This is a genomic window from Rhizobium azibense, assembly GCF_004342325.1.
GTDB lineage: Bacteria > Pseudomonadota > Alphaproteobacteria > Rhizobiales > Rhizobiaceae > Rhizobium > Rhizobium etli_B.
This window is the reverse complement of sequence record NZ_SMBJ01000017.1, coordinates 21,176-35,518: the sequence shown is the minus strand read 5'-3', so window position 1 is coordinate 35,518 and position 14,343 is coordinate 21,176. Positions and strand designations below refer to the sequence as shown.

Sequence of the window (14,343 nt, the reverse complement as noted above, 5' to 3'; positions counted from 1 at the left end):
CCGTATGGCGGGATTCTATCGATTGGTTTGCGTTGCCGGGCCTAGAATGGCAAGCGGCATGATGGTTAGGAAACCGCCCGAATGAGAATGTCCACAAGTCATTGCACGATTGTCGCCGCAATTGCGACCTTTTTCCTGTCCGCCAGGATCGGCAGCGCAGCAGCCGACACGCTGGCGCCCTACAAGGAGGAACTTTTCTCCAGACAGAACGTGTTGCAAACCTCCGATGGCGGTGCCTTCGAAGCCATCGAATATGACGAGATGCGCGACATCAACGGCCGCGACCAGATCCCGCAGAAGCGCGTGCAGCAGAAATACGTGTCGCTCGCTGTGCGCAAGCAGCAGCAGGACCAAACGCTGTCGCTCAATGGCCGCAGGGTGGAGCTCACGAGGGTGGGACCGGTAGACAATGCGCAATTCACCGTGATCTTCATCCACGGGCGCGACGGCGACCGGCGGCTCGGCGTCAACGACTACAGCTTCGGCGGCAACTTCAATCGGCTCAAAAACCTGGCCGTGGCCAATGGCGGAGTCTACTATTCGCCGACTGTGCGCACCTTCGACGGCGAGGGCGTGACAGACATGGCCGAGCTGATCCGCTATGCGAGCTCGAAATCCGGCGGCCGCCCGGTAATCCTTTCCTGTGCTTCCATGGGCAGTCAGGTCTGCTGGGGAATTGCGCGCGATGCAGGCAGCGTCAAATTGCTGAAGGGCATGGTCGTCATGAGCGGCGTCACGGATCCGGATTTCGCAAGGAGCGCGTTCTACAAGGCCAAGCTGCCGCTTTGGTTCGTCCATGGCAGCCGCGATCCGGTCTATGCCGCTGCCGGCCAGCAAGCTCTCTTCGAAAAACTTCATGAGGCGAAATATCCTGCCCATTTCACGCTTTTTCAAAATGGCAATCACGGCACGCCGATCCGCATGATCGATTGGCGGAAGGTTTTGAACTCGATTCTCGCTTCTTAGACGGTGCGCCGCCATTTTTTTGGCATTTGCACGGCAAATCGGCCCCTATTTCCCTTACGTGAAGGTTCAAAAGCTTTTCAATGCCGACTGCTTTTGCTAAGGCCGCTCAATACGGAGAAATTGGGAAGGCTGGCATGACACCTGACGTGCGCCCGCTCGTGGCGGGAAACTGGAAAATGAACGGCACGCGCGCCTCTCTCGATCAGATCAAGGCGATTGCGGAAGGCGTGCATTCGCCCATCGCCGAGAAGGTCGAGGCGCTCATCTGCCCGCCCGCGACGCTGCTTTATGTCGCGACCGCGCTCTGCACCGACAGCCCGCTTGCGATTGGTGCGCAGGATTGCCATCAGAGCCCGTCGGGCGCGCATACCGGCGATATCTCAGCCGAGATGATTGCCGATTGCTTCGGAACCTATGTGATTGTCGGCCATTCGGAGCGCCGGACGGACCATGCCGAGACCGACCATCTCGTCCGCGCCAAGGCCGGGGCCGCCTTCGCTGCCGATCTGACCGCCATCATTTGTATCGGCGAGACGGCCGACCAGCGCAAGGCCGGGCAGACGCTTGACATTCTCAAGCGACAGCTTTCCGCCTCTGTCCCAGACATCGCGACCCCGGAAAACACCGTGATCGCCTACGAACCTGTCTGGGCAATCGGCACCGGCCTAACGCCGACAGTGCAGGACGTCGAGAGGGCGCATGCCTTCATGCGTTCGGAACTCATTGCTCGTTTCGGCGCGAATGGCGGGAAAGTCCGGATTCTCTATGGTGGCTCCGTCAAGCCCGGCAATGCCAGGGAACTGATGGGCATCGCCAATGTCGACGGCGCGTTGATTGGCGGCGCGAGCTTGAAAGCATCCGATTTCCTCGCCATCTACGGCGCATACGAAGCGCTGCTCGCGTGATGCCATATATATTCTGGGCCCAAGGGCTTGGAATAGCGGATCACCTCATGTAAACAGCGCCAGATTTTATTCGATGCCCGCCGCATGCGGGCAGGACTGGACCCATGCAGACAGTATTGATTGTCATCCACCTCATGATCGTGCTGGCGCTTGTCGGCGTCGTGCTCATCCAGCGCTCGGAAGGCGGCGGCCTTGGCATCGGCGGCGGTTCCGGCTTCATGTCGGCGCGCGGAACGGCCAATGCGCTGACGCGTACGACTGCTATCCTCGCAGCGCTGTTCTTCATCACCTCGCTGGGGCTCGGCATCCTGACGCGCTATCAGAGCAATCCGACCGATATTCTCGACCGCATCCCCGCAACCAGCGGGCAGGGCAACGGAATTCTCGATTCGCTTGGCGGCGGCACTCAGCAGCAGCCCCAGAACCAGCCTGCCGGCAACGGCGTTCCAAACAGCGGCGCAGCCCCAGGCGCTCAGGCGCCTACGACTACCGCACCTGCGACAGCCCCGGCAACGCCTGCGACTCCGGCAGCCCCGGCACAAAACGGAACGGGCGTCCCAACGGGGCAATAACCCGGTCAACCAATAAACCGCCGGCAGGCCCCAGGGTCTGCCGGTTTTCTTTTGTTCAGATTCCGAGCTGGCACCAAAAGTTCTGGAAAAGAATTTTTGGGCTGGTGGAATCGTTTTTGAAAAGGTATCCGGTGACTCCCATGGCGCGATACGTATTCATCACTGGCGGCGTGGTTTCCTCTCTCGGCAAGGGAATTGCGGCTGCGGCTCTCGGAGCGTTGTTGCAGGCCCGTGGTTATCGGGTGCGGCTTCGCAAACTCGACCCCTATCTGAACGTGGATCCGGGCACCATGAGCCCGACCCAGCACGGCGAAGTCTTCGTCACTGACGACGGCGCAGAAACCGACCTCGATCTCGGCCACTACGAGCGTTTCACCGGGCGTTCGGCGACCAAGACCGACAACATCACCACCGGCCGCATCTACAAGAACATCATCGACAAGGAACGCCGCGGCGACTATCTCGGCGCAACCGTCCAGGTCATTCCGCACGTTACCAATGAGATCAAGGATTTCGTGGTGGAGGGAAATGACGACTACGACTTCGTCATCTGCGAGATTGGCGGCACGGTCGGCGATATCGAGGCGATGCCCTTCATGGAGGCGATCCGCCAACTCGGCAACGACCTGCCGCGCGGCGCGGCGATCTACGTCCACCTGACACTGATGCCCTACATACCGGCTGCCGGCGAGTTGAAGACCAAGCCGACGCAGCATTCCGTGAAGGAACTGCAGGCGCTTGGCATTCACCCCGATATCCTGCTGGTGCGCGCCGACCGAGAAATTCCGGAAGCCGAGCGCCGCAAGCTCTCGCTCTTCTGCAACGTACGTCCGTCCGCCGTCATCCAGGCGCTCGACGTCGCCAACATCTACGATGTGCCGATGGCCTATCACAGGGAAGGCCTCGATAGCGAAGTGCTCGCCGCCTTCGGCATCGAGCCGGCGCCAAAGCCACGTCTTGAGCCGTGGGAAGAAGTCTGCAACCGCATCCGCACGCCGGAAGGGGAAGTCACGATCGCGATTGTTGGCAAGTACACTGGCCTCAAGGATGCCTATAAGTCGCTGATCGAGGCGCTGCATCATGGCGGCATCGCCAATCGCGTCAAGGTCAATCTCGAATGGATCGAATCGGAGATATTCGAAAAGGAAGATCCCGCGCCGTACCTCGAAAAGGTCCACGGTATTCTCGTTCCCGGCGGCTTCGGCGAGCGGGGTTCGGAAGGCAAGATCCACGCCGCCCGCTTCGCCCGCGAGCGAAGGGTGCCGTATTTCGGCATCTGCTTCGGCATGCAGATGGCGGTCATCGAAGCCGCACGCAATCTTGCTGACGTCGAGCATGCCTCCTCCACCGAGTTCGGCCCGACCAAGGAGCCGGTCGTTGGTCTGATGACCGAGTGGATCAAGGGCAATGCCCTGGAGAAGCGCACGGCTTCGGGTGATCTGGGCGGCACGATGCGGCTCGGCGCCTACAAGGCGTCGCTCAAGAGGGGTACGAAGATTTCCGAAATCTACGGCTCGACAGACATTTCCGAGCGCCATCGCCACCGCTACGAAGTAAACGTCGACTACAAGGACCGCCTGGAAAACTGCGGCCTTGTTTTCTCCGGCATGTCGCCGGACGGTGTCTTGCCCGAAACGATCGAATATCCGGATCACCCCTGGTTCATCGGCGTCCAGTATCACCCAGAACTCAAGTCGCGCCCGCTCGACCCGCATCCGCTCTTTGCAAGCTTCATTGAAGCCGCAACCGAGCAGAGCCGGCTGGTCTGATTTCGCCCCTGAAACACGTCGCCTCCATGTGACAAGAGGAGGCGACTACACCTACCAGATGCCCTTGCATTCGGCATCCGTAACACCGCCATGGCCGAATGGTTGCCGGATGCCGTGGCCACGCTCTTCAAACGCACTACGACTCCATGGCTGGCAACACGGTCATTGCCATTGCACACCAGCTCTAGACCGTTTCTGCGGTTGGATCGGATCGTCGTTTCCCGGCTTGAGGAGGCGGCATCTATGCCAGCTCCAGGCCCGCCACGGGCACGGTTCATCGATGTCTAAAATCGCGGGAGCCTGCAGATCCGGAGGCGGGCGTGAACCTGCCGCCGGAGCGCTGTTCATGCCGCGATCGGAAAAGGCCCAACATAAACAGACTTTGGCCTGATCAACCTGCCTTCAAGCTGCTGCTCGCGCGCATGCGCAATCCAGCCGACAGTGCGGCCGATCGCAAAGACGCCGGTGAAGGCCTCGCGCGGGAAGCCAAGCGATTCCAGAAGCAACGCAGTATAGAATTCGACATTCACGTCCAGGCGACGATCCGGCTTACGTTCCTTGAGGATCGCGAGCGCAGCCTTTTCGATCGCCTCGGCCAGAGTGATTCGCGCTGGATCGACCTGGCCGGTTGCAACAAGAGGCTTCAGGGCATTTTTCAAGGCGTCGGCACGCGGGTCGCGGACCCGATAGATGCGATGGCCGAAGCCCATCAGCCTCTCGCCGCGGTCAAGGGCGGTTGCGAGCCAGTTTTTCGCATGGCTTTCGGCGCCGATCGCATCCAGCATGTCGAGGACAGGTCCCGGCGCGCCGCCATGCAGCGGACCTTTCAGCGCGCTGATCGCTGCGAGTACTGAGGATGTGAGGCCGGCATTCGTCGAGGCGATCACCCGCGATGCGAAGGTCGAGGCGTTCAACCCGTGATCAGAAATCGTCACCAGATAGGCGTCGAGCGCAGCCGTTTGCTCGACGCTCGGGAGCCTGCCCGTCATCATGCGTAGGATGTCCGAGGCTTGCGATATCGAGGTATCCGGCCGAACAGGCGCTTGTTTGCACTGCAGCCGCAGAACCGCCGGCAGGAACACGGCCGGGGCCGCAAGGAGCATGACCGCCGTTTCGAAATCCTCGCCGTCAGGAAGTCGCGCAATCAGTGCCCGCATGGCATCGACCGGCGGCAGGGCGAGGAGGGTGGCGTCGGCCACGACATATGCGTAGATTTCTGCGCGTGCGGCTCCGAGCCGTTCTTTCAAACCCTCGGCATTGACATGCGCTTCCATAACTCCGTCGAGCAGCAGCGCCGCGACGCTTTCATAGGTGCCGTCAGCAACGAGGTCGTCGAGCGACACGCCGCGAATGATCAGCCGACCGCCCGGGCCATCGACATCCGAAAGCCGCGTCTCTGCGGCAATCACATCGTCCAAACCGTTTTTCATAACCATTCTCCTTTACGGATAAGAAGATCGACCCTAGATTGGTTGACGTCAATCTTGATGAAATTGATCAATATGAGGTTTCGATGTCCTGGTTGACTGCAGAGGAAGCGCTATCCCGTCTTGGCACCAAACCGCAGACGCTATATGCCAATGTCAGCCGGGGACGCATACGCGCCAAACCCGATCCGTCCGACCCGCGCCGCAGCCTCTACCACACCGCCGACATCACACGGCTCGCCGAGCGCCACGCAGGGCGGCGCAAGATCGAGACCGTCGCAGCGGAGGCCATCCGGTGGGGCGATCCGGTCCTTCCGTCAGCGGTTTCAACCGTCGTCAATGGCCGTCTCTACTATCGCGGACGTGATGCCGCCAAGCTTTGCGAATATGCAACGCTTGAAGAGGCAGCGGCACTTCTTTGGAGCAAGGCCACGCCTATCAACATCGCCGAAGGCGGGAGCGAGGCGCGCGTTCCGTCCGTTGCTGCCGCTTTCTCGGCCCTCGCAGCCCGCGTGCCTCAAGACCTGCCGAGCCTCGGCCGTTCGCTCGCGACCTTGAGAGCCGAAGCGCAAGATGTCATGACGACGATCGCCTCTGCGCTCGCGCCAGGCGCATCGGACCAACCTCTCCATCGGCGCCTTGCAAAAAGCTGGGGCCGGCCAGAAGCCAGCGATGCGGTGCGCCGCGCTTTAGTGCTTCTTGCCGATCACGAGCTCAATGCATCGGCCTTTGCCGCACGCGTCACGGCTTCCACGGGTGCGCCCTTTTCCGCATCGGTGCTTTCCGGCCTTGCAACGTTGACGGGTCCGCTGCACGGCGGCGCTTGGGAGGCCGTGGCAACGCTTTCCGAGACGGCTACGCGCATTGGCGCCAGGCAAGCCATCCGCCGCATCCTGGCGCAGGGCACTGGGATTTGCGCCTTCGGTCATCCGCTCTATCCGGAGGGTGATATCCGCGCTGAGGCACTGCTTGCGCATTTTACGCCATCGGAGGTTTTTCTCGAGATCCGAATGGCCGGCGAAGCGATGATCGGCGAGCGCGTCAACATCGATTTCGCGCTGACGGCAATGGCGGAACGCTTCGAGCTCCCACAGGATGCGCCGCTCGTGATCTTCGCGCTCGCCCGCAGCTGCGGATGGCTGGCGCACGCGATGGAACAGGTCGAGAGCGGCCATCTCATTCGTCCAAGAGCCCGTTACACCGGTCCGTCGATTGAAACCGCTGGTGCGTAAGGCCGGCAGGCCTTGCCAGCTTGCGCTTTTCTGCATACGAAATCCTTGTTTTGTTTTATGGTGGCGGTGCCGGGTCAAGCGCTTGACCGCATGGCGAACACCATGCCCGTGTGGAGTGCTTGCGCGAGGTGGGGACGTATCATGAGCGTAATGGCAGCATTCCTGCGCGGTTCTGCCGCAACCGCCCTTGCAGCATTTCTGCTGCCGGCGGGCGCAGCGCTTGGCCAAACGGGCGGCTGCACTGTCGAGAATGCAGCGGGCGGGCGTGAGATTCTCCGCTGCCCCAACGGGGTAACGGTAACCGCCGAGGCGGGTGCCGCCTTCAGGCTGAATGACCGCAACCGCGATGGCAGCCCCGATGTTGTGTCGCTGCGTGGCAAGGCAATCCTGGTCGATGTCGACGACGCCCGCAACACGGGCGGCTTTCAGGTGGTGACGCCGCAGGCAATCGCTGCGGTGCGCGGTACGCAATGGGCGGTCGATGTCGCAGGCGGCCAGACCTCCGTGCTCGTGGTCCAGGGCTCCGTTGCCGTGCGCCGTCCTGCCGGTGATCCCGTGGTGCTGGGCCCCGGCGAGGGTGTCGACGTTGTGAGCGGCACGGGTGCGCTCGAGGTGCGCCGTTGGCCGGCCGCCCGCGCCGCCGCCCTGCTTGCCCGCCTCGGCCAGTAGACCCTCATGCCGCGCCAGCGATTTCTGATCACTGCAGCCCTTCTTCTGTCGGCGCTCTGGGGAGGCTTTCTAGGCTCCCTGCATCTCACCGGCAGCGCCGGGTTCCTCGACCGCATGGAAGCTTCGCTGACCGATATTCGAAGCGTGCTGATCGGTGGCAAGACGCCGCCACCTGCCGTCGCGATCATTGCGATAGACGACCGCACCGCAGCTTCGCACGGTTTTCCCGTCGGTCGGGCAACTCTTGCCCGTGCAATCACTGCCGTTGCCGCGTTGAAGCCGAAGACGATCGCAATTGATCTTCTCTTGATCGATCCCGGCCCCGAGGAAGGGGACGTCGCACTTGCATCGGCGCTCGGGCTTGTGCCCTCCGTCATCGCGGCTGCCGCCGTCTTTCCGGAAAGTAAACAGATGGTGACGAGCGATCCGAACGATCCTCTTTCAGGCATTCCCGTGGCCGACAGCCTGCTCCTTCCTCTCAAGCGCTTTTCCGATATCGCAGCCACCGGCGTCGTTAATGTTGCAACGGATGAGACGGGGGTCCCCCGCTTCATTCCGCTGATCTCGCGAAGCGCCGGGCGCGTGGATCCCTCGTTTCCGCTGCGCGCGGCCTCGCTGGCGCTCGATCGCGATCCCGCCTTCCAGCCGGGCAGAATCTCCTTTGCCGACAAGCATATTCCGACCGACACTGGTCAGCGCCTACCGCTTACCTTCTATGGCCCGCGCCGGACGATCCCAACTTTCAGCCTGATGGATGCACTCGGTGGAAAGTTGCCCGCAGACGCAATCGAGAACCGCGTCGTCGTTATTGGCGCAACCGTCACGGCCGGTGGCGACGTTTTTCCGACGCCATTCGATCCGGTTCTCCCAGGGGTAGAGGTCATTTCAACCGCGATCGCGCATCTGATCGCTGGAGATAGCATCGTCCGCGACCATAATATCCGCCGGCTGGATGCCACTGTCGCGGTGCTCCTGCCGCTTGCGCTCGTTGGCCTGATAGCCTGGCGACGCAGCCTGATCGGTTTCGTCTTGATCGCCGTCGTCCTTGTGGTCTGGGCGACCATCAATCTTGCCATGTTCAAGGCAGGCTATTGGCTGAGCGCAGCGTTGCCGATTGCCGCGGCATTGCCTCCGGTTCTCGTCTTCGGCGCAGCGCAACTTTTTCTGGGACGCCGCCAAGCGCGCCATTTCGCTGCCCAAAGCGAGCTCCTGCAACGCATCGAAGCACCCGGCCTTGGAGCGTGGCTCGCACGCGATCCATCCTTCCTTGCCGAACCAGTCCGGCAGCAGGCTGCGGTGGTCTTCATTGATCTCTCTGGCTTTACAGGGCTTAGCGAAGCGGTCGGAGCGGTAACCGTGCGCGAGATCCTGAGCGGCTTTTTCGAGATAGCCGACCAGGAGGCGCGGGCGCATGCCGGCGCAATCACGAGCTTCATGGGTGACGGCGCGATGATCCTGTTCGGGCTGCCGCACCCAGCCGAAGACGATGCTTCGCGCGCCGCCGCCTGCGCGCTGGCGCTCGCAGATCGCATGCGCTCCTGGCTCGATTCGCATTCAGACCTCCAAGGGGGGCGGAAGATCGGCTTCAAGATCGGCGCCCATTGCGGGCCTGTCGTCGCCTCGCGACTCGGCACCGGCGACCGCCAGCAGATCACCGCAACTGGCGACACCGTCAATGTCGCCAGCCGTCTGATGGAAGTTGCTGCCAGCCGCGGCGCTGAGATCGCGTTTAGTGCGGCACTTGTCCACGCAGCCTCCGCCGGCGCCGGCCCGTCGCCGGCAGGTCCGCTCGAAGGTCCGCTGGAGACGAAAATCCGCGGCCGTTCCGGCAGCATCGACGTCTGGCTGTGGCGCTGCGCCGGCTGATATTGCCGCTTTGACATTTGCCGTCTTAGCGGGTAGGAACGCGCCAACCGCTCTGCCGGCAGGTTCCGGCCACGGCGCTTCTGCGCCCGATATTCCGAAAGACAGACAGATGACAGATCTCAACAGCGTCGTACCGGCGATCGCCAAGGCGTTGGCAAAGCGCGGCTATGCAGCGCTGACCCCCGTTCAGAAAGCTATGCTCGATCCGGCGCTTGTCGCTTCGGATGCGCTGGTTTCGGCGCAAACCGGCTCGGGCAAGACCGTCGCCTTTGGCCTTGCGCTGGCGCCGACGCTACTCGAAGGCGAGGAGCGCTTTGAACCCGCCGCCGAACCACTGGCGCTCGTGATCGCGCCGACCCGCGAGCTTGCCTTGCAGGTAAAGCGCGAGCTCGAATGGCTTTACGAGATGACAGGCGCGCTGATCGTCAGCTGCGTCGGCGGTATGGATATCCGCAGCGAGCGCCGTGCGCTGGAACGCGGCGCCCATATTGTCGTCGGTACTCCCGGACGTCTTTGCGACCATATCCGCCGGAAAGCTCTCGATATGTCCGGTTTGAAGGCCGTCGTGCTCGACGAGGCGGACGAGATGCTCGACCTCGGCTTCCGTGAAGATCTGGAGTTCATCCTCGAAGCGGCACCCGACGACCGCCGGACGCTGATGTTTTCGGCAACGGTTTCCTCCGCCATCGCCAAGCTGGCCAAGAGCTACCAGCGCGACGCCGTGCGTATTTCGACGCAGACCGAAGAAAAGCAGCATGTTGATATCGAGTATCGCGCGCTTGCCGCTGCGCCGGCTGACCGCGAAAATGCGATCATCAATGTCCTCCGCTACTATGAGGCGACCAACGCCATCGTCTTCTGTTCGACGCGCGCTGCGGTCAATCATCTGACGGCCCGCTTCAACAACCGCAATTTCGCAGTCGTGGCACTCTCCGGCGAACTGACGCAGAACGAGCGGACGCACGCCCTGCAGGCGATGCGCGACGGCCGCGCCCGCGTCTGCATCGCAACGGATGTCGCCGCCCGCGGCATCGACCTCCCGGGCCTCGACCTCGTCATCCATGCCGACCTGCCGACCAATCCGGAGACGCTGCTGCATCGCAGCGGCCGCACCGGCCGGGCAGGGCGCAAGGGCGTCAGCGCACTGATCGTGCCGCTCAATGCCCGCCGTAAGGCGGAGCGCATCCTCGATAGTGCCGGAATTGCCGCCACCTGGGCTCTTCCACCGTCGGCCGAAGATGTGATGCGGCGCGACGACGAGCGCCTGCTCGCCGACCCCATCCTCAGCGAGGCAGGGCGCGACGAGGATCAAGCACTGGTCAGCCAGCTCATTGCCAAGCACGGAGCAGAGAAGCTTGCCGCAGCATTCGTGCGCCTCTATCGCTCCAATCAATCGGCACCGGAAGATTTGATCGAAGTCTCGATCGAAGGTGACCGGAAGCGACAGCGTCGCGACAATGCCTTCGAACCCCGTGAGCCGAGCCAGAAGGGCCCTCGTGACGACTTCGGCCCGAGTGTCTGGTTTTCGGTTTCAGTCGGCCGAAAGCAGAATGCCGAACCGCGCTGGCTGATCCCGATGCTCTGCCGCAATGGCAATCTGACGAAACGCGAGATCGGTGCGATCAAGATGCAACCGGAAGAGACCTATGTGGAAATCTCTGCCGATAGCGCCGAAGCCTTCGCGCAAGCGGTCGGACCGAACAAGACGATGGAGCGTGGCATCCGCGTGACGCGTCTGAACGGCACCCCGGATTTCAGCCGTCCGGTTGCTGCAAAGCCTTATGCCGGAAAGAAGGCATACGGCGAGCGCCGTGAGGACACATCTCATGACGATCGCCCTAAGGGCAAGTTCAAGAAGGACTTCAAGGGAAAAACGGCTCCGGCAACCGGCGATCACAGTGAGAAACGCGACGCCAAGCCTTGGGGCAAGGCAGCGAAAAAGCCTAAATTCGAAGGCAAGGGTGGTTTCGAGCCGAAGGGCAAGTTCGCTAAGAAGAAGCAAGGCTGAGTAGAGACGGACTGACAATTGGCGCCTTCCGTTTATGCTCCCTGAGGAAGGTGGCCATGACAGAGGTAGTGATTTTATCCGTTCCGCTCTTCAGCACCTTGTGCAACGAGGCTTTCAAGTTGCGCCGCTCCGTCTTCATCAGTGAGCAGAATGTACCTGCTGATGAAGAATTTGATGAAGCCGACTTAAGCGCCCACCACATCGTCGCCATCCAGGCAGGCGAAGTCGCGGGCACGCTTCGGATCGTCTATCTCGACGATCACGTAAAGATCGGGCGCGTGGCCGTCGGAGCGCAATGGCGCGGTCATGGCATCGCAAGTGCGATGATCCGCTTTGCGATGGAGGCGCATTGCGCGGTTCGCGGCAATCGCTTTTACCTGACGGCTCAAAGCGACAAGGTCGCGCTCTATGAGAAGTTCGGCTTTACTGCATTCGGCGATGAGTTTCTCGACGGAGGCATGCCGCATCTCGCCATGAGAAACTACTGAACGCGCGAGTTCCGGTGGACACGAGGGCGCCAATGACAGGCAAAGACAGCCCGCAATATCCTGCAGCGGAAGATTTCATTCGCAAAAACCTCCGCCTTCAGCCGGTCCGGTCAGTTCCCGAGATACTGCTCTATTCCGCACATTCCGAGAGCGGCCTGGGGCGACTGGCAAGGCTTAACGGTGCGGTTGGCGCCGCACCCTACTGGGCTTACCATTGGGCTGGCGGAACGGTTCTCGCCCGCCATATCCTCTCGCAGCCCCAAACCGTCAGCGACCGCCATGTCCTCGATCTCGGTTCAGGCTCGGGCCTTGTTGCTATTGCCGCTGCGAATGCAGGAGCTGCCCATATCACCGCCATCGACATCGATATTCACGCGATTGCTGCGATAGAACTCAACGCTGCTGCAAATGGCACTACGATCGAAACGCTGCAGGCCGATATCCTCGACGATTCGCCTCCCGATTGCGACGTCATCCTGGCGGGCGACGTGTTCTACGACGCCAGGCTTGCAAGCCGCATCCTGCCGTTTCTCGTCCGCTGCCGAGCCGCTGGCATCGGCGTCCTGATCGGCGACCCAGGCAGGGCGCCATTACCCCGTGAGCGGCTTCGGCTGGTGAGGGCATACGCCGTCGCAGACTTCGGGGCCGACATGGAGAACGTGAGCGGGGTGTATTCGCTTTAGATCCGCGGTCGCGACGGACCGCACTTCTCCATGAAAGTCAGCCGAGAAGCTCCGGCCGGAGCAGCATCACCGGGCAGGGGGAGCCCGCCGGAAGCTGCGGCGCATGGGGCGGACGGATGATCAGGCAGTCGGCATGGGCAAAGACCTTCATCATCGACGAATCCTGCTTGCCGAACGGCTCCGCCAGCCACTTGCCGGAGGAGGATTTGGCGAGCTTTGCCCGTACATAATCCTGACGTTGATCGTTGGAGGCGAGGGTAACAGCCGCCTCCACCATAGCGTCGCGCTTGACCGGCGGCAGGCAGGCGAGCTTGCGGACCAGCGGCTCGAGAAACAGCAAGGCGCAGACGAGGCTTGAAACCGGATTGCCCGGCAGGCCGAGTACGTGCCTGCTTCCGAGGCTGCCGACCATCAGCGGCTTGCCCGGCCGCATGGCAATCTTCCAGAAATCGAGCTTCATACCCGCCGCGACCAGTGTGGCCTGCACGAGGTCATGGTCGCCAACGGAGGCGCCGCCGAGCGTTACGATGACGTCGGCACCAGCCGCCTGAGCCCTGCGAACCGACGCCGTGATAGCAACCTTGTCGTCGGGCGCGATACCGAGATCGAGTACGTCGCCGCCAGCCTTGCGCACCAGCGCCGCTATACCGAAAGTGTTCGACGCCACGATCTGGGAGGAACCCAGGTCGCTTCCTGGCGTCAACAGTTCGTCACCGGTTGCAAGGATCGCCACCAGCGGTTTGCGCAGCACGTCGAGCGAAGCATGGTTCATTGCGGCGGCCACTGTAAGCCGCGTGAAATCCATGACGGTACCGGCGCTGAGCACCGCCTCGTCTTCATAAAAATCCTGCCCGCGGGGACGGATATGCTGGCCCTGGCGCACAGGATACTTCGTGCGAATGCCTCCATCGACTTTCTCAGCATCCTCCTGCAGCAGGACGCTGTCGGCGCCGGAGGGAACCGGCGCGCCGGTGAAGATGCGGACCGCCTCACCCTTGCCTACGGCGCCGTCAAACGCGTGTCCTGCCGCGGACGTGCCGATGATCTTGAGTTCGGCTCCAGGTTCTGGTGCATCCTCGCGGCGTAGCGCGTAGCCGTCCATCGCAGACGCATCGAAGGGCGGCTGCGTCAGCCGCGCCGTCAAGGTGACCGCAAGCACGCGCTCATCGCCGTCAGCAAGCGAAACGGTCTCTACATCGGAAATCGGCTTGGCTTGCCCCAGCAACCTGCCTTGCGCCTCTGCGACCGGAAGGAGGCTCATCGGCGAGCCTGCGGATGGACAAAGTCGCCGGATTTTCCGCCCGATTTTTCGAGAAGCCGGATACCTCCGATCTCCATCGCCTTGTCGGCGGCCTTCGCCATGTCGTAGATTGTGAGGCAGGCGACGGACACTGCGGTTAGCGCTTCCATCTCAACGCCGGTCTTGCCGGTGAGCTTGGCGGTCGCTGTGACGCGCAGGCCGGGCAGGGCGACATCCTGCTCGATCTCGACGCTCACATTCGTCAGCATTAGTGGATGACAGAGCGGGATAAGGCTGGACGTCTGCTTGGCCGCCATGATGCCGGCCAGCCGCGCCGTGCCGATGACGTCGCCCTTCTTCGCGTTTCCTTCAAGGATCAATTGCAGCGTTTGCGACGCCATTTTAACGTGGCCTTGGGCGGTTGCAACGCGAACCGTATCGGCCTTGCCGCCGACATCGACCATGTGGGCCTCACCGGAGGCGGCTATATGGGTAAGTCCTGGCTTTTCGCCGCTCAT

The 14,343-nt window shown here is 62.1% G+C and carries 13 protein-coding genes; 10 read left to right on the top strand and 3 right to left on the bottom strand.

The genetic code is table 11. The features are described from left to right. The first annotated feature begins 81 nt into the window (after window positions 1–81). From EV130_RS29770 to EV130_RS29755, 4 genes are all read left to right on the top strand, one after another. Complete coding sequence (locus EV130_RS29770; RefSeq protein ID WP_132662493.1) at window positions 82–966, top strand: dienelactone hydrolase family protein; 885 nt, start codon at window positions 82–84, stop codon at window positions 964–966. Between the two features lie 134 nt (window positions 967–1,100). Further along, entirely contained in the window at window positions 1,101–1,871 is a 771-nt protein-coding gene (tpiA, locus tag EV130_RS29765; RefSeq protein ID WP_132552949.1) for a triose-phosphate isomerase, read from the top strand. Window positions 1,872–1,975: 104 nt separating this feature from the next. Further along, complete coding sequence (gene secG, locus EV130_RS29760) at window positions 1,976–2,443, top strand: preprotein translocase subunit SecG (protein ID WP_132552950.1); 468 nt, start codon at window positions 1,976–1,978, stop codon at window positions 2,441–2,443. A gap of 140 nt (window positions 2,444–2,583) precedes the next feature. Then, window positions 2,584–4,212, top strand: coding sequence for a CTP synthase (locus EV130_RS29755; protein WP_132662492.1), 1,629 nt, complete (start codon window positions 2,584–2,586; stop codon window positions 4,210–4,212). Between the two features lie 344 nt (window positions 4,213–4,556). On the opposite strand, the gene EV130_RS29750 is transcribed toward EV130_RS29755, so the two are convergent. Further along, on the bottom strand, window positions 4,557–5,642 hold the full coding sequence (locus tag EV130_RS29750) for a citrate synthase/methylcitrate synthase (RefSeq protein ID WP_074061309.1): 1,086 nt from the start codon (window positions 5,640–5,642) through the stop codon (window positions 4,557–4,559). Window positions 5,643–5,725: 83 nt separating this feature from the next. Here EV130_RS29750 and EV130_RS29745 point away from each other — a divergent pair, with 83 nt between their 5' ends. From EV130_RS29745 to EV130_RS29720, 6 genes are all read left to right on the top strand, one after another. Continuing rightward, the gene (locus EV130_RS29745; RefSeq protein ID WP_132662491.1) at window positions 5,726–6,871 is read left to right on the top strand and encodes a citrate synthase; all 1,146 of its coding nucleotides are present in this window, start codon (window positions 5,726–5,728) and stop codon (window positions 6,869–6,871) included. 150 nt (window positions 6,872–7,021) lie between these two features. Further along, window positions 7,022–7,540 carry a FecR domain-containing protein gene (locus EV130_RS29740; protein ID WP_074061308.1) on the top strand — a complete coding sequence of 173 codons (519 nt, stop codon included), beginning with the start codon at window positions 7,022–7,024 and terminating at the stop codon, window positions 7,538–7,540. A 6-nt stretch (window positions 7,541–7,546) separates the two neighbouring features. Then, window positions 7,547–9,406, top strand: a complete 1,860-nt coding sequence (locus EV130_RS29735) for a CHASE2 domain-containing protein (protein WP_132662490.1) — start codon at window positions 7,547–7,549, stop codon at window positions 9,404–9,406. Between the two features lie 109 nt (window positions 9,407–9,515). Beyond that, complete coding sequence (locus EV130_RS29730; RefSeq protein WP_132662489.1) at window positions 9,516–11,414, top strand: DEAD/DEAH box helicase; 1,899 nt, start codon at window positions 9,516–9,518, stop codon at window positions 11,412–11,414. Between the two features lie 56 nt (window positions 11,415–11,470). Further along, entirely contained in the window at window positions 11,471–11,902 is a 432-nt protein-coding gene (locus tag EV130_RS29725) for a GNAT family N-acetyltransferase (protein WP_074061305.1), read from the top strand. 32 nt (window positions 11,903–11,934) lie between these two features. Further along, complete coding sequence (locus EV130_RS29720; protein WP_074061304.1) at window positions 11,935–12,585, top strand: class I SAM-dependent methyltransferase; 651 nt, start codon at window positions 11,935–11,937, stop codon at window positions 12,583–12,585. A 37-nt stretch (window positions 12,586–12,622) separates the two neighbouring features. Here EV130_RS29720 and EV130_RS29715 read toward each other — a convergent pair whose 3' ends face one another. Then, on the bottom strand, window positions 12,623–13,846 hold the full coding sequence (locus EV130_RS29715) for a molybdopterin molybdotransferase MoeA (protein ID WP_074061303.1): 1,224 nt from the start codon (window positions 13,844–13,846) through the stop codon (window positions 12,623–12,625). Continuing rightward, window positions 13,843–14,343 (bottom strand): cyclic pyranopterin monophosphate synthase MoaC, encoded by a 501-nt coding sequence (gene moaC / locus EV130_RS29710; protein WP_074061302.1) that lies wholly within the window; start codon window positions 14,341–14,343, stop codon window positions 13,843–13,845. The genes EV130_RS29715 and moaC overlap by 4 nt, the downstream gene beginning before the upstream one ends.